The organism is Halorubrum sp. GN11_10-6_MGM (assembly GCF_005435165.1).
Lineage (GTDB): Archaea > Halobacteriota > Halobacteria > Halobacteriales > Haloferacaceae > Halorubrum.
Window position 1 is genome coordinate 73,293 of sequence record NZ_SGUC01000007.1, and the last position, 21,080, is coordinate 94,372.

Sequence of the window (21,080 nt, forward strand, 5' to 3'; positions counted from 1 at the left end):
AACGCCGCGCGGGGAACGGCTTCTTACCCGTCCCCTCCCAAGGGGCGGTGTGACGCAGTCGATCTCCGGGGCGACGCCGGCGCTCGCCGGGTGGTCGGTGGAGGGGTCGCTCCCCATCCTCGCGGTGGTGGTCGTCGCCGGGCTCGGAACGACGGTCCTCTTCGCCGTCAGCCTCGCCGCGTATCGCCGCCGCCGCCGGGCGCAGTACCGACTGATCGCCCTCGCGGTCGGCGCGCTTCTGGCTCGGTCGGTCGTCGGCGCCGGCACGGTCCTCGGCGTCGTGCCGATGCCCGTCCACCACCTCGTCGCCCACAGTCTGGACTTCCTGATCGCCGCGCTCGTCCTCTACGCCGTGTACGCCCACGCGCCCGGCGCGATCGGCGACGACGCCGCCTCCGACTGATGGGGTGCCGCGGTCGCCACGAGCGCCGCCGCGACGCCTACCGACGGAGCCGCTCGCGGAGCCGCTCCACCCCGACGTCGACCCGCGGCCCGAACGCGACGCTCGCGACGGCCGCGACGACCCCGACCGCGGTCCAGCCGACGAGCGAGGCCACCGCCCGCCCGGTGTCGACGAACCCGCCCTCCGGTGCGAAGGCGACGCCGATGACGTGTTCGAAGACGAGTCCCCTGAACGCCCCGTTGGGCGAGAGCGCGAGCGCTCCCCCGATTCCTCCCGGCGCCGCCCCGGCGGACAGCGATCGGAGTACCACAAGGTCGCCGCCGAGGACGCCGACGAGCAGCGCGAGGACGCCGAGCGCGACCGCGCTCCGCCGGCTCGTCGCGATCGTCGACACCGCCGCCGAGAGCGCGAGGTACGCCGCGCCGAACGGGACGACGAGCGCGACGAAGCGGACGAAGAGGATCGGCGAGTCGACGCCGGCGTGCGTCGCGAAGATCCCCGTGTCGGGCGCGGCGGTGAGCCACACGTACGCGCCGACGAGCGCGAACGGCCCGCCGACGAGCGCCACGAGCGCGACCGTCCGCGCCAGCAACACCCCGGAGACGTACGCGGCCGCGCTCACGGGATAAGTCCGGATCACGGCGAGTTCGCCGCTCGCGGCGTCGGCGAACAGCGCCCGGTACCCCAACACGACCGCGAGCAGCGGCACCAGCACCTCGGTCGGCAACAGGAGGTCGACGACGGCGGGCACGAACCCGGTCGCGCCGCCGCCGCCGACCGCGACGAGTCCGCCGAGGACGACGAGCAGCCCGACCGCGAGGACGGCGTAGCCGGGGGTCCGTCGTACCGTCGCTAGCTCGCGACGGAAGACGATCCAGACGCCCCCGAACGGGGTGTTCACCGGTCGGACACCCCCGTGACGTGGACCGACTCCTCGCTCGCCTCGCCGTCGGCGTCGCCTCGGTCGTCGGCAGTCGGTCGATCGCCCGACCCGCCCGCGACCGCCCGGTACAGCCCCTCGACGTCGTCGACGCCGTGGTCGTCGAGGAGCCGATCGCGGGGCCCCGACGCGGCGACCCGTCCCCGACGCAGGACGACGACGGCGTCCGCGTGGGCGTCGACGAGATCGAGGTCGTGCGAGCTGACGACGACGGCGGCGTCGTCGCCCGCACTGGCGGCCGCTCGGAAGGCGCGCTCCCGCATCTCGGGGTCGAGCCCGCTCGTCGGCTCGTCAAGGACGACAACGTCCGGGTCGCCGAGCGTCGCCTGCGCGATCCCGAGCAGCCGTCGCATCCCGCCGGAGAGGTCCTCGACGCGCTTGTCGGCCGCGTCGCCGAGGCCGACGTCCGCCAGCGCGGCGTCCGGGTCGCCGTCGGCGAGCGCCGCGTAGAACCCGAGCGTCTCCCGAGCGGTGAAGCCGTCGCGGAACGGCACGCGCTGCGGGAGGTAGCCGACGCGTTTCTCGGAGCCGGTGCGAGAGTCGCTGTCGGCGTACTCGACGCCCCCGTCGGTGGGCTCGACCGCCCCCGCGAGGACACCGAGCAGCGTCGACTTCCCCGACCCGTTGGGGCCGACGACCGCGGTGACGCCCGTCTCGACCGACAGCGAGACGCCGTCGAGGACCGGGACGCCGCCGTAGGCGCGCGCGACGCCGTCGACCGTCGCGGCCGCGTGCTCGCTCACGCCGACCCCTCCGTTCCCGTGGCGTTCCCGCCGACCGCGAGCGCGGACCGCCAGTCGGCCCGGACCGGTCCGTCGCCGGCGGCGGCGCCGGTGACCGCGTCGACCCGGTCGGGGTGATACGGCGCGACCGCCGGGGACGGGTCGATGATGCTTCCCGACCGGGCGCCGGGCACGGTCCCGCGGAGGCGACCGAGGAGCCGCGCGGCGGGCGACTCGCGAACCGCGATCGCGCTCACCTCGCGGTGGAGCGCGGCGTCGACCGGCGACGTCGGACGGTACGCCCGCTCCCCGGGGTCGTGCGGGCCGGCGTTCGCGCCCTCCCAGTAGTTCCCCCGGTCGCCGTCGGCCCACACGCGCAGCGCGCCGGCGCCCGCCGTCGCGTGGTCCGCGTTGCCGACGAAGTCGTTCGCGACGACCCGGCTGGACGGGACCACGGTCGTCGCGCGCGCGCCGAGCGCGTTGCCGACGACGACGTTGTGCTCGTACAGCGACCCGCGCGCGCTGGTGGAGAAGCCGAGCTCGTTGCCGACCAGCGTGTTGTACCCGACGTACGTCCGCGTGCCCGACGCCTGTATCCCGGCGCTGGAGTTGCGGACGTCGTTCCCGACGATCGCGTTTCCGGCGGGACGCGTCATCACGGTGACGCCGGCGAACAGCTCGTTCCGGAAGGCGTTGTCCGCGACCAGCGCGTCGCCGGTGTACATGAGGTGCGTCCCGTACCGGTTGTCGACGAACGTCGAGTTACGGACGACCGACCCGTCCGCGCGGTGGAGGTAGATCCCGTCGCGACCCCCCTCGAACCGGCTGTCGGTCACGGTCAGGCGCGACTCCATCCCGGCGATTCCCATGAACCCGTCCTGCCACTCGTCGGCCCCCTCGACGAGGAGCCCGCTAACGGTCGCGTGCGAGCCCTCTCGCAGCAGGAGCCCGCTCGCGTTCGCGTCCACGCTGACGTCGTCGATGACGAGTCCCGGCGCGCGGACCGCCTTGACCCCGGCGTCGCCGTGGCCGTAGCCGAGCTGGATGTTCGTGTCCCACGCCTTACCCTCTCGATCGCGGGATTCGCGGGCCGCCTCCGGATCTCGGGTCTCGTTTCCGGTCCCCGCGATACGCAGGCCCGTGAGAGCGATGTCGGGCGCGCGGACGGTGACGACCGAGCCGGTCCCGTTTCCGACGACGCGGGTCGCCTCCGCGTCGTCCGTGGGAGCCTCGGCGCTCCCGACCCGCCCGCTGCCGGCGCCGGCGATCGTCACGGACCGGTTCACCGTCACGGTCTCCTCGTACGTCCCGGGCGGGACGCGGACCGTCGTGTTCGGCGGGGCGGCCGCGACCGCGGCGTCGATGGTCGGGGCGTCCTCGCCGACGACGACGGAAACCGGTCGGTCCGCGCGCCGCTCCGCCGCCGCGAGCCGCTCGTTCGCCGTCCGCCAGCGCTCCGGCGCGAGCGATCGTACGGTCGCCGCGGAGTCGACCGCGAACGACCGAGTCCGGACCGACTCCCAGCCGACGACCGACCCACCGTGGTCGTCGACGAACGCGGCCGCAGCCTCGCGGTTCCGGAACGGGACGACGACTTCGCCCGACGGCGTCAGCGCGTCGCTCCCGACGACGTACCGGGCCTCGGAGACCGGGGTCCATCCGCCCGCGCCGGTCGCGGCGAACAGCCCGGACTCGGTCGTTCCCGGGTCCCTGTGGTCGAACGTCTCGACGTACGCGACGAGCGGGTAGCCGAACTGGCGCTCCGTCCGCCCGTCTCGTTGCGAGTCGACGAACGAGCCGATCCCGTTGTAGCCGACGACGTACTGGAGCTGCGAGTAGAACACCTGGACCCGCGGGAGGGTCGCGTCGCCGGCCATCTGTGCGTCCGTCTCCGAGGAGAGCCCGAGCTCGACGGCGTCGTCGAACCGCACCGGCTCGGGGACCGACTCGCTCGGGTCGGCCGCGAACGCGCCCGCGGTCCCGACGGCGGCGAGGGCGACGAGCGCGACGACCGCGAAACGGACGCGACGCGACCGGGCGGAGTCGGGATCGAAAACTGCCACGCGAACGCTTCGGTCGGCGGCGACTTAGGGCGTCTGGTTCGTTCCTCGAACGCGCCGTTGAACGCGTCCAGAGGGGCTAAGAGGCCGGTACTCCAACTACGACCATGACGAACGGCGCCCCATCGACTCCCACGCCCGCCAGTTCGGAGAGCCTCCCGCGGCGACGAGTGCTCGCCGGAATCGCCGTCGCCGGGTTCGGTGCCGTCGCCGGCTGCGCCGGCGGCGGGTCGACCTCGATCGCTCCCGTCTCGATCGACGACGGGCAGGCCTGCGACCAGTGCGGGATGATCGTCGCCGACCACCCGGGGACGGTCGGGCAGGTCCACTTCGAGGACGCCGAGCCGGAGGGCGGCCGCCCGGCGCAGTTCTGTAGCGCCACCTGTGCGTACACCTACCGTTTCGACGCCGAGGACGCGGGACGGACGCCGCTCGCGACCTTCCTCACCGACTACTCCGCGGTCGATCAGGAGGTGTTCGAGGAGGGCGGCGACACGATGTTCTCCTCGCACGTCGAGAGCGAGGCGTTCGCCCGCGCGTCGGGCCTCACGGTCGTCGCGCGCAGCGCGGTGATCGGCTCGATGGGGCCCGACCTGATCCCGTTCAGCGACGAGGGCGACGTCGACGAGTTCGTCGCCGAGTACGGCGGCGAGGCGATGCCCGCGACCGAGGTTGACCGCGCGACGCTGGAGGCGTTATAAGCTAGCCGACGACTGCCGCCGGGCACAAATAAATAGCTCGCCGAGTGCGAACGGCGTCCGGTCCGAGCTTCGCGGCTACTCGCCGCCCCACTTCTCGACGCGCTTCGGGCGGTCCGAGACCGCCATCACGTCGAGGTCGTCGCCCGCGTGGTCGAGGGCTTCGAGCGCCGCCTTCGCCGACGCGTGCGTCGAGAAGTAGGTGATCTCCTCCTCGACGGCGACCTCCAGCAGGTCGCGCTGGCGGGAGACGATGAGGTCGAGGTCGCCGCGCTGCGCCGCCTCGATCAGGTCCGTCGCCTCGCTCAGCTCGAAGTGTTCGGCGAACCCGTCGACGAGCGCCTCGCCAGCCTCGGTGTCCGGGTCCGGGAACTCCTCGGCCGAGAGGTCGACGACCGCGGTGCCGGACTCGGGGATCGGCTTCCCGGTCGAGTCCTGCGCCTTGTCGTACGCCTTGCCGAAGGAGGTCGCGGTGCCCATCACTTCGCCGGTCGACTTCATCTCCGGGCCGAGCCGCGGGTCCGAGCCCGGCAGGCGGTCGAACGGGAGGACGACCTCCTTCACGGAGCGGTGTTCGGGGACCTGCTCGTCGACGTCGAGGTCGGCGAGCGTCAGGTCGTCGGTCATCACCTTCGCCGCCAGCTTGGCGATCGGGACGCCCGTCGCCTTCGAGACGAAGGGGACGGTCCGCGAGGAGCGCGGGTTCGCCTCCAACACGTACACCTCGCTTTCGGCGTCGGGGTCGTTGACGCCCGTCACCGCGAGCTGGACGTTGAGCAGGCCGACGGTGTCGAGCGCGCGGGCGATGTCCTCGGTCACCTCGCGGACCCGCGCCAGCGTCTCGTCGCCGAGCGAGCGCGGCGGGATCATACACGCCGAGTCGCCGGAGTGGACCCCCGCGCTCTCGACGTGTTCCATCACGCCGCCGAGCAGCACGTCCTCTCCGTCCGCGACGGCGTCGACGTCCAGTTCGACCGCGTCGTCGAGGAACTGGTCGACGAGGATGGGCTTGTCGGGCGAGACGCGGACCGCCTCCTCGATGTACTCCTCCAGCTCCGCGTCGTCCTCGACGACGCGCATCGCGCGCCCGCCGAGCACGTAGGAGGGGCGCACGAGGATCGGGTAGCCGATCTCGTGGGCGAGTTCCAGCGCCTCCGCCTCGCTCGTCGCGGTGCCGCCCTCGGGCTGTGCGACCCCCATCTCGTCCATCAGGACGTTGAAGCGGTCGCGGTCCTCCGCGAGGTCCATCGCCTCGACGCTCGTGCCCAGAATCTCGCAGTCGAGCCCGCGGCGGTCGATCTCCTCGGCGAGCGGCTCGCCCACGTTCACCGAGGTCTGCCCGCCGAACTGGACCATCACGCCGTCGGCGCCGGTCGTCTCGATCACGTCGGCGACCTCCTCGGCGGAGATCGGCTCGAAGAACAGCCCGTCCGAGGTGTCGTAGTCGGTCGACACCGTCTCGGGGTTGTTGTTGATCACGTGCGCGTCGATGCCCAGTTCGCGGAGCGCGCGCACCGCGTGGACCGCGCAGTAGTCGAACTCGACGCCCTGCCCGATCCGGATCGGGCCGCCCCCGACGACCACGACGCTCTCGACGTCGGGGTCGACGCGGACCTCGTTCGCGGCGCCCGCGGTGTCGGCCCCTTGGAGGAACTCGGGCAGCCGCGCGGAGTAGTAGTAGGGCGTAGACGCCTCGAACTCGCCCGCGCAGGTGTCGACCTGCTTGTAGGTGCGGTCCGGTACCGCGCTCTCGACCCGCCCCACCTCGGCGTCGACGCCGCCGGCGGCCGCGGTCGCCGCGATCTCCGCGTCGGTGCGCCCGACCATCGCGGCCTCGGTGAAGTCGCCCTCGGCGGCCGCGGCGGTGCCGTCGGCGATCTTCTCGAACCGCTCGACGTACCAGCGGTGGATGCCGGTGAGGTCGATCACGTCGTCGACCGAGTAGCCGCGGTCGAACGCCTCGAACATCGCGTACGGGCGGTCGGGGCTCGGGCGTTCGAGGTACTCCGATTCGAGCTCGTCGTCTCCAACCTCCTCGAAGTCGACGGCTGGGTCGTACTCCGAGGAGCGCAGCGCCTTCACCATGCTCTCCTCGAACGTCCGACCGATGGACATCGCCTCGCCGGTCGACTTCATCGCCGTGCCGAGCTCGAAGTCCACGTCGTCGAACTTGTCGATCGGCCACCGCGGCACCTTCGTCACCACGTAGTCGATGGCGGGCTCGAAGGCGGCGGTCGTCTCGCCGGTGATCTCGTTTTCGATCTCGTGGAGCCGCTTGCCCAAGGCGACCTTCGCGGTGACGCGGGCGATCGGGTAGCCGGTCGCCTTCGAGGCGAGCGCCGAGGAGCGCGAGACGCGCGGGTTCACTTCCACCACGCGGTACTCGCCGCCCGGCGTGCCGTCGTCGTGCCACGCGAACTGGATGTTACAGCCGCCCTGGATACCCAGGTCCCGAATGACTTCGAGCGCGGCGTCGCGCATCTCCTGATGACCGTCGTCGGGGATCACCTGCGAGGGGGTGACGACCGTCGACTCGCCGGTGTGGATCCCCATCGGGTCGATGTTCTCCATGTTACAGATGATGATACAGGAGTCGTCGGCGTCCCGCATCACCTCGTACTCCAGCTCGACCCAGCCGGCGATGGATTCCGTGATCAGCACCTCGCTGTTGCGCGAGAGGCGGAGCCCCTTGCGGACGCGCTCGACGAGCTCCTCGAACTCGTCGACGACGCCGGAGCCCGAGCCGCCGAGGGTGTAGGTCGTCCGCGCGATGACGGGGAGCCCGCCGACCGCGTCGACCGCGTCCTGAACGCGCTCGCGGAAGGCGTCCTCGTCGAAGTCGGTGACCGACTCGCCCTCGTCTAAGGAGATGGTCGTCGACTTCGGCACCGGCTGGCCCAGCCCCTCCATGCGCTGGCGGAACAGGTCGCGGTCCTCCGTCGCGTAGATGGTGTCGAGCGGCGTCCCCATCACCTCGACGTCGTGTTCCTCCAGAATCCCCTCCTCCGCCAGTTCGGCGGTGACGTTGAGGCCGGTCTGACCGCCGAGGCCCGCGATGACGCCGTCCGGCTCCTCGATGCGGATGACCTCCGCGATCGCCTCGGGCGTGATCGGCTCGATGTACACCCGGTCGGCCGTCTCCGGGTCGGTCATGATCGTCGCGGGGTTCGAGTTCACCAAGACGACGCGCGCCCCTTCCTCTTGGAGGGCGCGACACGCCTGCGCGCCGGAGTAGTCGAACTCGGCCGCCTGTCCGATCTGGATCGGTCCGCTGCCGATAAGGAGAATCGTCCGGTCCTCGCTCATTACGCGGACGGAATACGCTCATCGTAATAAAGTCGGCGGTAGAGTACGAATCTCGCAGTGATTTTACGATTTTCGCAAGTGAACTCGTACCATGGTCGTCGGTGTGATCCCACACAATATCTGGCGCCTTTCACCGTGACCGCGGTTCTCGAACTGCGGTTCGGCCGACGTGTCGGCGCTGAATCGAGCGGGCGAGCCGTCCACCACAAGGGATTTGTCGGCCGTGGAAAAACCCGAGTCGAACATGCCCTGTTCCCGCCGCCGTGCCCTCCGACTGCTCGGCGCAGCCGCCGCGACCACCGCGACGACCGCGACCGCCGGATGCGTCCGGTCCGACACCGGCGCCTACGCGCTCATCGCCGACGAACTGGACCTCTCGTCGATCGGTCGCCCCTACCTGCGACCCGATCCCGCGGCCGTCGACGCCGCGACCCGCGTCGACTTCGCGACCGAGCGGAAGGAAGCGCACCTCGCGGAGCTGTTCGAAACCGGGAGCGTCACCGTCGAACAGTGGCCGCTCGTCGGCCGCACCGCGTGGGGCACCGGAACGCGGCCGCGCCCGACGTTTCTCCGCCGCGACGGGAGCTTCTACGAGGTCCGCGTCGCCGACGAGCGGGTCCTCGAACGAGATCGGTGGCATTTCGCGGTCGAACGCGTCGACGAGGCGCCCCCCGACGACGCGGCGGTGGCGCGGCCGCCGTTCGATCTCTCGGATCAGGACGAACGCGTGCTCGACGCGGCGCTCGACGCGGTGTACGCGGGCAACGACGGCTTCCTCGGCGACCCCGAGTTCGACGAGCTCCAGACGGTCCAGTTCCACCGCGGGCTCGACGCGGCGGCCAGCGCGCTCGTCCCCGCACCGTCGTTCGCGTTCGTCGAGTACGAGGGCGAGCACTTCCGGACGGTCGCGGAGCGGCGGACCGTCGAGGTCCCGGAGTGGACGTACGCGATCGCCGAGGTCGCCGACTCGCGGGCCGAGTTCTCCGCGTACGCGCGCGACGCGATCGTCGAGCGCGACCTCGACGCGGCGGGGCTCTCGGCGTCCGCCCGGAGGGTCCTCGACGACGCGATCGCCGAGGAACCGCGCCGGTACGAGGAGGGCGCGCCGCCGTCGGAGCGGCTCGACGAGGCCCTCGGCGCGCTCGGCATCGCGGGCGACCTCGAACCGATCGACGCCAACGACGACCGGGTAGCCTTCCGGAACGTCGTCGTCGAGTACCGAGACGGCGGCTATCGGTTCGATCTGGTCGTCACGCCGTAGAACGCTCGCAAGCTGTCGCCGACGGTCAACGGCGCACCGACTCCGCGGCGCAGACGGGCGCTTCGGTGTCCGGAACCGACTCAGGTCTCGAGCCGGAACCGACTCAGGTCTCGAGCCGGAACCGACTCAGGTCTCGAGCCGGTACCGGTACGGCTGTCCCGCGATGACCTCGACCTCGCCGCGCTCGGCCCGGCGGCCCAGCACGGTGGCGACGCGGTGCGGGCTGTCGATCTCTTCGCAGCCGTCGCACTCCTCGACGAGCGCGAGGATCTCCCGCGCCGTCAGCGGCTCGTCGGCCTCGGCGAGCACGCCGCGGATCCGGTCGTACCGGTCGTATTCACCGGCGCTCATACGTCTTACGTACGGTCTCCGAACATATAGGGTTCAGTGAGACAGAAGTCGGACAATCGTCTGACACGAGGCGTGGCACGGCCGTTCTCCGGTGTTTGGACGGTTCCGAGACGCGACCGCGACGGGGACCGCGGCCCGTTCAGGCGTACGGGTCCTCGGCTTCGAGGTCGCGCTCGGCGCGGTACTGCTCGACGAACTCGCTCACGTCGAACGCGACCATCTCCTCTTCGAACGCCGACAGCGCCTCGTCGTCGTCGGCGTGGCTCACGGCGTGTTCCATCAGTTCGACGACGAGCTCGACGACGATCTCGTGGAGCCGTCGGGAGTCGAACTCGGTCACCCACACCATCGCGTACCCGACGTCGGCGTTCTCGCTGGCGTCGTGCGAGACGACCGCCTCCGGGAACTCCTCTAACACGACGCCGAGCAGGTGCGGCGTGTCGAACTCCGGCATCTCCTCGCTGGTCGTGTCGATCGCCTCGCGGAGGACCTCGACGAGGAAGTCCGGGAGGAACCGCTCCGGGGGGTGGACGTCCATCACGACCGCGTGAGCCTCGCCGCAGGCGCACTCGTACTCGCGCATCCCGAGGTCCAGATCGCCGACGCCGATCGTCTCCCCGCAGGGTAGCTCCAGCGCGTTCTCGTCGCCGCCGGGGACGCGGGGCTGAGACATACCGGCGATTGGTCGCTGTCGAGGTTAAAAGGAGCGGAACGGGTCGGTCGAGGGTTCGGGAACGGCGAGGTTCGCTACTCGAAGTCCTCGTAGCCGCTTTCGCCGTCCTCGGCTTCGGCCGCGCTCTCGCCGTCGTCGTGTTCGGCGCCGCTCCCGCCGTACGTTTCTACCTCCGCTTCGACCTCGATCTCGATCCCGTTCGCCTCGTACGTCGCTTCGAGGACCTCGGCGTCCTCGCGTTCGACCTCCAGTTCGTCGCGGTCGACCTCTACCTCGACTTCCACGTCGACGGTCACGTCGTCGGACATGCCTCCGGCTACGCGTGCGACGCCCAAAACGTCCCCGCAAGAGAAGCCGCCGACAGCCGACCGCCGACCGCGTTATTGGAACCCGATCCGGCCGCCGGTGTCGCGGAGCGACTCGCCGCCGCCGCCCTTGAACTGCTCTCTGACGTCCTCGTAGTACGCGAGGATGTCGTCGTTTATCGTCGGGCGCACCGACTCCATCGCGCGCCGGAAGTGTTTCATCTCCACCTCCTCGGCGTCGTCGTCGTCGCGCAGCGCCTCGATGGCGGCCTCGCGGGCGATCCCCTCCAGGTCGGAGCCGACGTAGCCGTCGGTGATCTCGGCGACCTCGCGCAGGCTCACGTCGGGCGCGAGCGGCGTGTCCCGGGTGTGGATGTCGAGGATCTGCTCTCGGCCGCCCTGGTCCGGCTGGCCGATCATCACGAGGCGGTCGAACCGCCCGGAGCGGAGCAGCGCGGGGTCGATCATGTCCGGCCGGTTGGTGGCGCCGATCACCATCACGTCGCCCATATCTTCGAGGCCGTCGAGCTCCGTCAACAGCTGGTTGACGACGCGCTCGGAGACGTTGTTCCCCATCTCCTGCCCGCGCGAGGGCGCGAGGCTGTCGAGCTCGTCGAAGAAGATGATCGTCGGGCTCACCTGCCGGGCCTTCCGGAAGGTCTGCCGGATCGCCTTCTCCGACTCGCCGACCCACTTCGAGAGCAGCTGCGGCCCGCGGACCGAGATGAAGTTCGCGTTCGTCTCGTTGGCGACCGCCTTCGCCATCAGCGTCTTCCCGGTGCCGGGCGGACCGTACAGCAGGACGCCCTTCGGGGCGTCGACGCCCATCCGGTCGAACTTCTCCGGCGAGGTGAGCGGCCACTCGACGGACTCTTGCACCTGCTGTTTGGCGTCTTCGAGCCCGCCGACGTTGTCCCACGATATCTTCGGGAGCTCGACGAGCACCTCCCGCATCGCCGACGGCTCTACCTCGTTCAAGGCGCCCGAGAAGTCGTCGCGCTTGACGATCATCCGGTCGATGAGGCTCGGCGGCACCTCCTCCTCGTCGAGATCGATCTCGGGGAGGTAGCGGCGCAGCGCCTTCATCGCGGCCTCCTTGGTGAGGCTCTCGATGTCGGCACCGACGAACCCGTGCGTCTCGTCGGCGAGGTGATCGAGGCTCACGTCGTCCGACAGCGGCATGCCGCGGGTGTGGATCTGGAGAATCTCCTTGCGGCCGACCTCGTCGGGGACACCGATCTCGATCTCGCGGTCGAACCGCCCGGGGCGGCGGAGCGCGGGGTCGACGCTGTCGACGCGGTTCGTCGCGCCGATGACTATCACCTGCCCGCGCGTCTCTAACCCGTCCATCATCGTCAGCAGCTGGGCGACGACGCGGCGCTCGACCTCGCCGGTCACGTCCTCGCGCTTGGGCGCGATCGAGTCGAGCTCGTCGATGAAGATGATCGAGGGCGACTCCTCTTTCGCGTCCTCGAAGATCTCCCTGAGCTGCTGTTCGGACTCGCCGTAGTACTTCGAGATGATCTCGGGGCCGGCGATCGAGAAGAACGACGCCGACGTCTCGTTGGCGACCGCCTTCGCGAGCAGCGTCTTCCCGGTGCCCGGCGGACCGTGGAGCAGGACGCCCTGCGGCGGCTCGATGCCGAGCTTCGAGAAGATCTGCGGGTGTTTCATCGGCAGCTCCACCATCTCGCGGACGCGCTGGATCTCCGACTGGAGCCCGCCGATGTCCTCGTAGGTGATTCCGCCGCCGGTCTTCTCGAACCCGGAGATCGGCTCCTCGCGGAGTTCGACCTCCGTGTCCTCGGTGATGAGACAGACGCCGTCGGGCTCCGTCTCCACCGCAATCAGCGGGATGGCCTGTCCGGGCGAGCGCATGAACGGGTGGTTCGTCGAGGACATCACCGGGACGATGTCGCGCTCGACGACCGGGCGCTTGAGGATCTGACGTTTCACCATGCCGGCGGCGTCGGAGCCGAACTGGACCGACGCCTCCTCGGGCGGGGCCAAGACGAGCTTGTCGGCCTTCTCGGCCTCCGCCTTCCGGATCGTGACGCGCTCGCCGATGCCGACGTCCGCGTTCTGCCGGGTGAAGCCGTCGACGCGGACGGTGTCGGTGTTCCAGTCCTGGCGGTCCGCGCGCCAGACCTTCGCGGCGGTGGTCTCCGCGCCCTCTATCTCGATGATGTCGCCGGGCGAGAGTTTCAGGTGCAACAGCGTGTCGGGGTCGAGTCGGGCGATGCCGCGCCCCGAGTCGTTCGGGTACGCCTTCGCCACTTCGAGTTGGACTTCGTTCATGGTTCCTCGCGGGGGATGGTCGTATCTGGAGCCGGTCCGGGAATAAGCCTGTTGCCCGTCTCCGGGCCGTCGATTCCGTGCGACCGACCGACGGACGCGTCGGGCTGTGTCATTATATAGCACGGTACGGAGTCCGCTCTTAAAACCTCGTCGTAAGCGTGCGTTTTCGCCGTGGAACCGCGGCCGGTCGCACCCGCCGTTTTTTGCCCGTTCGCGGCGACGTCCCAACGTGTTCGACTCGCTCTCCGCTCCGATGCGGTCGCTCCGCTCGCGGCTCGCCTTCCTCGTCGCCGGCGCGCTCGTCGGCGCCGTGTTGTACGCCCTCGACGTCGGGCCCCTCGTCGCCGTGCCGCTCGCGGTGCTCGGACTGTTGGTCGTCGGCGAGCTGTACCTGTTCGCGACCGGCGGGGACCGTTCATAACCGAGACGCGGTCGCCGTCGCTCCCCGCGGGTTCGCGAGCCGGTACGAGCCCGAAACGGCTCGCCCCTCGCGGACTTCGCCGACGCTGAATCCGGGAGTATTTGTCCGCCAGTCGCCTCGGGAGTATCATGCGAACGCTCGTCTTCGACGGTCGGACCGGGGCCGCCGGCGACATGATCTGTGCCGCCCTGATCGCGGCCGGCGCCGACCCGGACGTTCTGGCCCCCGTGAGCGACGCCCTCCCGATCCGGTACGAGGTCGGCCAAACCGACAAAAACGGGATCCGCGCGACGAGCGTCGACGTCCTCGTCGACGACGGAGCGGGGGAGACCGATGCGGACCACGACCACGATCACGGTCACGACCACGGTCACGGTCACGACCACGATCACGGCCACGGTCACGATCACGACCACGATCACGGCCACGGTCACGGTCACGACCACGATCACGGCCACGGTCACGATCACGATCACAGCCACGATCACGATCACAGCCACGATCACGATCACAGCCACTACCACGAGACGGCTGCCTCTCCAGACGCCACCCACGCCGAAGGCGCCGGCGTCCACCGGAGCTACCGCGAGGTGGTCGACCTCGTCGAGTCGATGGATCTCCCCGCGGCGGTCGAGTCGACCGCGCTCGACGCCTTCGAGCTGCTCGGTCGCGCCGAGGCGTCGGTCCACGGCACCGACCTCGACGACACCCACTTCCACGAGGTGGGCGCGGACGACGCGATCGCTGACGTGGTCGGCGCGGCGCTGTTGCTCGACGACCTCGACCCCGAGCGCGTGGTGACGACGCCCGTCGCCACGGGCGGCGGCACGGTCGAGATGAGCCACGGGACGTACCCGATTCCGGCCCCCGCGACGACCGAGGTTGCGACCCGCGCCGACTTCTGGATCGTCGGCGGGCCGATCGACCGCGAACTGCTCACGCCGACGGGCGCCGCGATCCTCGGCGCGGTTGCCGACGGGGTCGACGCGGTCCCGGATCTGGCGGTCGAGCGCGCGGGCTACGGCGCCGGCGACGCCGACTTCGAGCGCCATCCGAACGTCCTCCGCGTGCTCGTCGGCGACGGGGGGCGGGCCGAGAGCGAGGCCGGCCGGGAGCGGAGCTCGGGCGGCGGGCTCGCTCGCGACGACATCGCCGTCCTCGAAACGAACCTCGACGACGCTCCCCCGGAGGTGCTCGGCGGGCTTCAGGAGACGCTCACGCGCGCCGGTGCGCGCGACGTGACGATCGTCCCGACGACGATGAAGAAGTCCCGCCCCGGCCACCTCGTGACGGTGATCTGTAAGCCCGAGGACGCGGAGGCGGTCGCCGAGCGGCTCGCCCGCGAGACCGGGACGCTCGGGGTGCGCCAGTCGGGCGCGACCCACCGCTGGGTCGCGGAGCGCGAGTTCGAGACGGCGACGCTCCGGATCGACGGCGCGGACCGCGAGGTGGCCGTGAAGGTCGCCTCGACCACGGACGGCGAGGTGTACGACGTCAGCGGGGAGTACGACGACGCGGCCGCGGTCGCCGCGGCGACGGACCTCCCGATTCGGGAGGTGCTCCGGCGCGCCGAGGCCGACGTGCGGGAACGGCTCGGAGACGAGTAGGCGGGAAGACAGTCGTCGGGGTCGACCGCTCCCTGCCCGCCCCGTCAGTCGGGCGGGTCGACGCGCTCGACCCGCTCGGGATCGACGCCGAAGCCGTCGGCGAGGCGTTCCCGGACGCGGTCGGCGACGATCCCCGCCGCGTCATCGGACGCCGACTCCGGGGCCGCCTCCTCGCCGACCGCGAGGGTGGCGACCGCTTCGACCGTGGTGTCGTTAAGGCCGGGCCGGAGGCCGGCGATCTCGATCTCCTCGACGCGGAGGCCGTCGATTCGCTCGATCTGTGCTCTGGCGCCGGCGGCGAGGTCGCCGGCGGCCGCCTGCGAGACGCGGACGGTCACCGTCGCCTCGACGGACGGCGTGTGGATGGCTGCTGCCATACGCCCTCGCCGCGAGTCGAACGCGGCGCGGCCGGTCGGCGTCCCGGTTCGAACCCCGGGGACCGACCGGTTCGCGTCCTCGAACGCCGCTGACGGCCGACGTCATCGACGCGGCCGTCGGCGGCGCTCGCGAGGGGAACGGTCGTCCGACTCGACGCGCGCGACGGACAGCGGCGGCTGGAGAGAGTGAGGTGCGGTCCGTCCCGCGGGGAAACCTCCCCAGCCGACGCGCGTCACGCGGTCGGGTGGACGGACCGTGGGTTCGGAGCCCCGTAGCCGATCCCGGTCCACCCGAGGAACGCGACGCTCGGGGACCGCGCGAGCGTCGAGAGGGTGGAACGGGTCATGATCGGGCTCCGAGGCGCGAGGTGCGCCGTTGACAGCTTCGTGTGGGGGTCTCGTATTAAAATTGTGCTAGTTATGTGACCACATGCCACGGCAGCGCCGGGACGAGACTCGCCGAGAACCCGCCGGAGCGGCCGCGGGCGCCGCGTTCCGTCACCGTCGAGACGACAGGCCTATGCCGACCGCCCAACCAGTTGCGCGTAAGCAGTCACCGTCATGATCGAGCGAATTCACACGTCGGACGTCGAACCGGACGCGGACGAGGTCGCCATCGCCGGCCACGTCCACGAGATCCGCGACTTGGGGGGCCTCGTCTTCCTCATCGTGCGCGACCGCGAGGGACTCATCCAGATCGTTTTCAAGGAGGAGCGCGAGCCGGACCTGTTCGAGGCCGTTCAGGACGTCGGCGCCGAGGACGTGGTCCGCGTCGTCGGCGAGCCGTTAGAAAGCGATCAGGCGCCCGGCGGCGTCGAGATCGCGCCCACGGAGTACGAGGTCATCGACGAGGCCGACTCGCCGCTCCCGCTGGAGATCTCGAAGGACATCGAGGTCGACCTCTCGACCCGGCTCGACAACCGCGCGCTCGACCTCCGGAAGCCGGAGACGCTCGCGGTGTTCACGCTCCGCTCGGAGCTGGTCACCGCGATGGAGGAGTGGTTCGAGGACGAGGGGTACGTCGACATCAAGACGCCGCTGATCTCGAAGGGCGGCGCCGAAGGCGGCGCGGAGCTGTTCCCCATCCTCTACTACAACCAGGACGCGTTCCTCTCGCAGAGCCCCCAGCTGTACAAGCAGATGCTGATGGCCTCCGGCTACGAGGCCGTCTACGAGACCGGTACCGCGTTCCGCGCCGAGGACTTCGCGACCTCCCGGCACGTCTCCGAGATCGCGATGTTCGACGTGGAGCTGGCGTACATCGACGACCACGACGACGTGATGGACGTCCAGGAGGAGTCGCTGCGGTACGCGCTCAGCGAGGTCGCCGAGAACGCTCAACGCGAGCTCGACCTCCTCGACGTCGACCTCGACGTCCCGGAGGACGACTTCCCGCGGATCACCTTCGACGAGGCGCTCGACATCCTCGAAACCGAGTACGGTCACTTCCCCGACGACCCGACCGACCTCGACACGAAGGGAGAGAAGCTGCTCGGCGAGCACTTCGAGGAGCAGGGCCACCCCGCGTTCTTCGTCGTCGGCTACCCCGACGAGAAGTTCTACTACATGCAGGACGTGCCGGACGACGAGATCGCCTCCCGGAAGTTCGACCTGATCTACAAGGGACAGGAGCTCTCCTCGGGCGGGCAGCGCGAACACGACGTCGAGCGCATGGTCGAGGTCATGGAGGAGGAGGGCGTCGAGACCGCGAACTTCGAGTTCTACATCGAGGCGCTGAGCTACGGCACGCCCCCGCACGGCGGCTACGGCCTCGGCATCGACCGCCTCGTCCAGAAGGTCGCCGGCCTGAGCAACATCAAGGAGGCGATCATGTTCCCGCGCGACCCGAACCGGCTGGAACCCTAACCGCTACCCGCCACCCGGCCGCGCGGACGACAACCACTCCCGCCGCGCGGGCGACGCTGCGCTCTCCGTGCGGACGGTGCCGATCCGTCGGCCGGCCGCCACCTTTTATAAGCAACCGTCCGTTTCGACCACATTCGATTCTCGGAGCCTCTCGCGTCGATTAAACCGAGTTAAACCGGGCGTAATTCGGCTGAACGGCTTACAGTATTAAACCGTGTAGCGCTCCGAGGGGGAGTCGTCATGAACGCGATCCGAACGACGCTGCTCGTGGCGCTGGCCACGGTGGTACTGATCGGGACCGGCGCGGCCGCCGGTGCCGTCGCGGCGACTCCCGGTCCGGACAACGCCTCGGGCGACGCGGGCCCGCCGAGCGATCTCCCGGACCAAGTGCCCGACTTCGTCGGCGGGATCCTCGATAGCGTGAACGAGTTCCTCGCCGGCGGCGTCGACGACCTCGGCGAGACCGTGAGCGACATCGCCGGGAACGGTGCCGGCGAGGGCGACGCGGACGATGGGACCGACGCCGACGGGGGTGCGTAACATGACCGACCGCACGCCCGACCTCGACGCGCTCGACCGTCGGAGCTACCTTCAGGCGACCGGCGCCGCCGCGCTCGGCGCGGCCGGGCTCGCCGGCTGCGTCGGCCGCGCGAGCGGGACGCTCGCGACGCAGGTGACCGACCAGCCGGCCGACATCGACGACTTCGAGTCGCTCGTCGTCACCGTCGAAGGGTTCTGGCTCGGGCCGGAGGGCGCCGAACCGGAGTCCGACGACTCCGAGACCGACGGCGACGACGAGACCGACGCGGCCGACGGTAACGAGACCGACGCCGGGGGCAACGAGACCGACACCGCCGACGACGAGGACGGCGAGGAGGAGTCCGCGGACGGTCGCGAGTACCACGAGTTCGACGAGGCGCAGGAGGCCGACCTCGTCGAGCTCCAGAACGGCGAGACGCAGCTGATCGACGAGCGCGAGCTACAGACGGGCGAGTACCCGTACCTCCAACTCGACGTGTCGGCCGCGGACGGAACGCTCACCGACGGGAGCGACGCGCCCGTCGACCTGCCGGGCAACGCGCCGCTGAAGTTCAACGAGGCGTTCGAGATCCGCGAGAACACCCGAACGACGTTCACCGCGGACTTCGCGCCGGTGCTGCGGGGGAACGGTCGATACCTCCTCCGGCCGGTTCCGAGCGGGATCGAGGTCGAATACGAGGAATCGAGCGACGACACGACGGACGACGGCAACTCGACCGAGGACGGCTCGTAGCGGTCTCGCGCTCCCTCGGTCCCCCGTTGGAGTCGCGGTCGCGCCCGTCGCTCGCGCCGGGCGAGCACGGACCGTACCGCGGCTCCGGGGTCAGGGCTGGGTCGGTTCCCGGGATTCGGGGACCGGGGGAATGCGCGCGCCGCTGCGGTCGGTCCCCGAGTCGAGGCAGCCGTTCGCCGTCAGAGGCACACGACCCGCACGATCGTCCGCGCGACGGCGACGCACGGGCGGTCTTCGCTTTCTTCGATCCGTCCGCCGTTTCGGCGCTTTTCATACGCGTACCTCCGCCGGGTCAGGCAGTCGCCGAATCCGGTCGCAGGTCAGGCAGTCGCCGAATCCGGTCGAAGGAACGTCCGGTAGAGGGGTCCGGCGAGTACCAGCGCGCCGACGGCCGCCATGCCGAGGATCACGGCCGGGTCGACGAGCGAGACGCCCCCCGCCGCGAGGCGGTCGAGCGAGACGCCGACCGCGACCCCGCAGACGACCCACGGCAGCTCGCCGAGCGCAGCACCGGCCAGAAACGGTCGGAGCCCGACGCCCGCCGCCGCGGCCCCGACCGTCACCGCGTCCGAGGGGAGCGGCAGCAGGCGTGTCCCGGCCACGGCGCGCACGCTCCCCGACTCCGCCGCGAAGCGCTCACCAGCGCGACAGAAACGGTCCGCGACTCCCGGCGTCTCGCCCGGAGTCGAGTCGTCGCGGAGGCGGAGGCGTCCCGCCCGAGCGAGCGCGTACGGCGGGAGCGCGGTGCCCACGACGAGCGCGAGCGCGAATGGCGTCCCGCCCCAGCCGTACCCGAAGCCGACGGCGACGGCGAGGAGTGTCGTCGGCCACGCGAGAAGGGGTCTGACGGCCGCGAGCGCGACGACGGCGACGCCGAACCGAACGGGATCGCCCGCGAGCCAGCGGAGCCGCGAGAGCGCTACCTCGGGGGAGACCGCGAGCGCGACCGCCGCGAGCGCGGCGACGGCGACTCCGGCGACCGCGTACGTCCCGACCGTCGACCGGCGATTCACGCCATCGCGTCGGCCGCCGTCCGGTAAACGCTTTGTGGGTCCGCCGGGTCTCACTCCTCGACGAACGCCTCCCGGAACGCCTCCGGGAGGTGTTCGCGCCGCCACGTCGCGACGGCCTCCTCGCCGAGCAGGCTCGCCCACGCGGTCAGGACTCCGGCACACAGGACGACGCCGGGGACGACGTGCGCGGCTGCGTCGACGAACAGCGCCGGCTGGAAGAGGAAGAAGCCGAACCGGTCCGCGAGCGCGTCCCACGCGGGCCCGAAGACGGCCCACCGGAACGCGAACGGAACCACGGTCACCGTCGCCAGCGGGTACGCGAGCACGTCCGTCACCGGCCCGCCCTTGCCCCGAACGAACGCGAGCGCGTAGAAGCCCCAGCAGGCCAGCGAGGCGAAGACGCCCGCGATCCGCTGCGGGCCGACCGGTTCGCCGTGCCCCAGCGCGGCCAGCCCGAAGAACGCGGCGGCCGCGCCGGCGTAGCCGACGAGACACGCGAGCGCGCCGCCGACGAGGACGAGGGCGTGTTCGCCGCGGGACTGCCCGGCGAACGGCGCCAGCCCGAGCGGGACGTTCATGCTCGGAGCCTCCGGTCGGCCGGAGATTGAAACTTGCGCGTCGGGGTCACGACAGCTTCCCGAGCGCCTCGAAGAAGTCGGACGGCGGGCCCGCGATCCGTATCGGCGGCGCGGTGCGCTCGACGGTCACCTCGACCGGCCCGTCGAGCGCGGCGGTGTCGCGGCCGTCGCTGACGACGGTGGCACCCGATTCGCCCGCGACCGCGACCGTGACCGTCGCGTCCGTGTCCACCACGAGGGGTGGCATCCCCTCGTCGGCGGCCATCTCGTTGACGATCAGCCCGTCGACCTCCGGGTGGACGAGAGGCCCGCGCTCCGAGAGGTTGTACGCGGTCGATCCGGTCGGCGTGGCCACGAGGACCCCGTCGGCGTGGCCGCCGGCGTATCGCGACCCGTCGACGCGGACCTCGTAGTCGATCCCGCCGCCCGGACCGCGCCGGTCGCCCTGAACGACCACCTCGTTCGCGGCCGGCGTCGACGTCCAGTCGCCCGCGCTCGCGGCGAGCCGCGGCGCCTCGCGGACGTCGAGTCCGCCGCCGCGAAACGCCCGGATCTCGGCGCGCAGCGTCGCCGCGGCGTCGGCCGGGGAGACGGCGTTGAGAAAGCCCACCTCGCCGAGATTCACCCCGACGATCGGGGTGTCGCCGGCGTTGCGCGCGACGAACAGGAACGTCCCGTCGCCCCCGACGGCGACGACGAGGTCGCAGTCGTCGAACGCGTCGACCGGCCGGGCGTCGTCGCCGGCGTCGAGCGCGGCGGCGGTCTCCTCGTCGAGCCAGACGCTCTCGCCCGCGTCGACGGCGACGTCTCGGAGGGTCGCAGCGAGCGACACCGCCCGCTCGCTCCCCTTTCGCGCCACGATGCCTACTTCCATGCGGAACCCATCCCGATCCCCGGATAAAAGCGTGCGGACATCGGGCGCCACCGC

At 70.9% G+C, this 21,080-nt stretch carries 20 protein-coding genes; 8 read left to right on the top strand and 12 right to left on the bottom strand.

What is annotated here, in order from left to right:
- Positions 1–49: 49 nt before the first annotated feature.
- Positions 50–403, top strand: a complete 354-nt coding sequence (locus EXE46_RS05665; protein WP_137687512.1) for a hypothetical protein — start codon at positions 50–52, stop codon at positions 401–403.
- 37 nt (positions 404–440) lie between these two features.
- Here EXE46_RS05665 and EXE46_RS05670 read toward each other — a convergent pair whose 3' ends face one another.
- From EXE46_RS05670 to EXE46_RS05680, 3 genes are read right to left on the bottom strand one after another with little or no spacing between them, the layout of a single operon-like run.
- The gene (locus EXE46_RS05670) at positions 441–1,304 is read right to left on the bottom strand and encodes a copper ABC transporter permease (protein ID WP_137687513.1); all 864 of its coding nucleotides are present in this window, start codon (positions 1,302–1,304) and stop codon (positions 441–443) included.
- Entirely contained in the window at positions 1,301–2,086 is a 786-nt protein-coding gene (locus tag EXE46_RS05675) for an ABC transporter ATP-binding protein (RefSeq protein WP_137687514.1), read from the bottom strand. Before EXE46_RS05675 ends, EXE46_RS05670 begins: the two co-directional genes overlap by 4 nt.
- The gene (locus tag EXE46_RS05680) at positions 2,083–4,128 is read right to left on the bottom strand and encodes a NosD domain-containing protein (protein ID WP_137687515.1); all 2,046 of its coding nucleotides are present in this window, start codon (positions 4,126–4,128) and stop codon (positions 2,083–2,085) included. The genes EXE46_RS05675 and EXE46_RS05680 overlap by 4 nt, the downstream gene beginning before the upstream one ends.
- Positions 4,129–4,232: 104 nt before the next feature.
- Here EXE46_RS05680 and EXE46_RS05685 point away from each other — a divergent pair, with 104 nt between their 5' ends.
- Positions 4,233–4,826, top strand: a complete 594-nt coding sequence (locus tag EXE46_RS05685) for a nitrous oxide reductase accessory protein NosL (protein WP_137687516.1) — start codon at positions 4,233–4,235, stop codon at positions 4,824–4,826.
- A gap of 75 nt (positions 4,827–4,901) precedes the next feature.
- Here EXE46_RS05685 and carB read toward each other — a convergent pair whose 3' ends face one another.
- Positions 4,902–8,129 (bottom strand): carbamoyl-phosphate synthase large subunit, encoded by a 3,228-nt coding sequence (carB, locus tag EXE46_RS05690; protein WP_137687517.1) that lies wholly within the window; start codon positions 8,127–8,129, stop codon positions 4,902–4,904.
- A 244-nt stretch (positions 8,130–8,373) separates the two neighbouring features.
- Between carB and EXE46_RS05695 the strand changes: the two genes are divergently transcribed.
- The gene (locus tag EXE46_RS05695) at positions 8,374–9,390 is read left to right on the top strand and encodes a hypothetical protein (RefSeq protein WP_137687518.1); all 1,017 of its coding nucleotides are present in this window, start codon (positions 8,374–8,376) and stop codon (positions 9,388–9,390) included.
- A 126-nt stretch (positions 9,391–9,516) separates the two neighbouring features.
- Here the strand turns inward: EXE46_RS05695 and EXE46_RS05700 are convergent, their stop codons facing one another.
- The 4 genes from EXE46_RS05700 to EXE46_RS05715 form a co-directional block, all read right to left on the bottom strand.
- Positions 9,517–9,741, bottom strand: a complete 225-nt coding sequence (locus tag EXE46_RS05700; RefSeq protein WP_137687519.1) for a hypothetical protein — start codon at positions 9,739–9,741, stop codon at positions 9,517–9,519.
- 139 nt (positions 9,742–9,880) lie between these two features.
- A complete protein-coding gene (locus EXE46_RS05705) occupies positions 9,881–10,414 on the bottom strand; it encodes a DUF5815 family protein (protein ID WP_137687520.1) in 534 nt (177 codons plus the stop codon).
- Positions 10,415–10,488: 74 nt separating this feature from the next.
- Positions 10,489–10,722: a hypothetical protein gene (locus EXE46_RS05710; RefSeq protein WP_137687521.1), complete on the bottom strand. Its 234-nt coding sequence runs from the start codon at positions 10,720–10,722 to the stop codon at positions 10,489–10,491.
- Positions 10,723–10,794: 72 nt separating this feature from the next.
- Entirely contained in the window at positions 10,795–13,017 is a 2,223-nt protein-coding gene (locus EXE46_RS05715) for a CDC48 family AAA ATPase (RefSeq protein WP_137687522.1), read from the bottom strand.
- A gap of 229 nt (positions 13,018–13,246) precedes the next feature.
- Between EXE46_RS05715 and EXE46_RS05720 the strand changes: the two genes are divergently transcribed.
- Together EXE46_RS05720 and larC are read left to right on the top strand one after the other, a co-directional pair.
- Entirely contained in the window at positions 13,247–13,438 is a 192-nt protein-coding gene (locus EXE46_RS05720) for a hypothetical protein (protein WP_137687523.1), read from the top strand.
- Positions 13,439–13,566: 128 nt separating this feature from the next.
- The gene (larC, locus tag EXE46_RS05725) at positions 13,567–15,045 is read left to right on the top strand and encodes a nickel pincer cofactor biosynthesis protein LarC (protein ID WP_137687524.1); all 1,479 of its coding nucleotides are present in this window, start codon (positions 13,567–13,569) and stop codon (positions 15,043–15,045) included.
- A gap of 44 nt (positions 15,046–15,089) precedes the next feature.
- Here the strand turns inward: larC and EXE46_RS05730 are convergent, their stop codons facing one another.
- Positions 15,090–15,422: a hypothetical protein gene (locus EXE46_RS05730; RefSeq protein ID WP_137687525.1), complete on the bottom strand. Its 333-nt coding sequence runs from the start codon at positions 15,420–15,422 to the stop codon at positions 15,090–15,092.
- Positions 15,423–15,983: 561 nt separating this feature from the next.
- Between EXE46_RS05730 and aspS the strand changes: the two genes are divergently transcribed.
- From aspS to EXE46_RS05745, 3 genes are all read left to right on the top strand, one after another.
- Complete coding sequence (aspS, locus tag EXE46_RS05735; protein WP_137687526.1) at positions 15,984–17,288, top strand: aspartate--tRNA(Asn) ligase; 1,305 nt, start codon at positions 15,984–15,986, stop codon at positions 17,286–17,288.
- A 240-nt stretch (positions 17,289–17,528) separates the two neighbouring features.
- Positions 17,529–17,828, top strand: a complete 300-nt coding sequence (locus EXE46_RS05740) for a hypothetical protein (RefSeq protein ID WP_137687527.1) — start codon at positions 17,529–17,531, stop codon at positions 17,826–17,828.
- A gap of 1 nt (position 17,829) precedes the next feature.
- The gene (locus EXE46_RS05745) at positions 17,830–18,561 is read left to right on the top strand and encodes a DUF4382 domain-containing protein (RefSeq protein ID WP_137687528.1); all 732 of its coding nucleotides are present in this window, start codon (positions 17,830–17,832) and stop codon (positions 18,559–18,561) included.
- A gap of 320 nt (positions 18,562–18,881) precedes the next feature.
- Here EXE46_RS05745 and EXE46_RS05750 read toward each other — a convergent pair whose 3' ends face one another.
- Genes EXE46_RS05750 through EXE46_RS05760 form a run of 3 tightly spaced genes read right to left on the bottom strand, consistent with a single transcriptional unit; the run spans position 18,882 to position 21,026 of the window.
- Positions 18,882–19,574 carry a VTT domain-containing protein gene (locus EXE46_RS05750; protein ID WP_137687529.1) on the bottom strand — a complete coding sequence of 231 codons (693 nt, stop codon included), beginning with the start codon at positions 19,572–19,574 and terminating at the stop codon, positions 18,882–18,884.
- 50 nt (positions 19,575–19,624) lie between these two features.
- Entirely contained in the window at positions 19,625–20,152 is a 528-nt protein-coding gene (locus EXE46_RS05755; RefSeq protein ID WP_137687530.1) for a hypothetical protein, read from the bottom strand.
- A 46-nt stretch (positions 20,153–20,198) separates the two neighbouring features.
- Positions 20,199–21,026: an NAD(+)/NADH kinase gene (locus EXE46_RS05760; protein WP_137687531.1), complete on the bottom strand. Its 828-nt coding sequence runs from the start codon at positions 21,024–21,026 to the stop codon at positions 20,199–20,201.
- Positions 21,027–21,080: the final 54 nt, after the last annotated feature.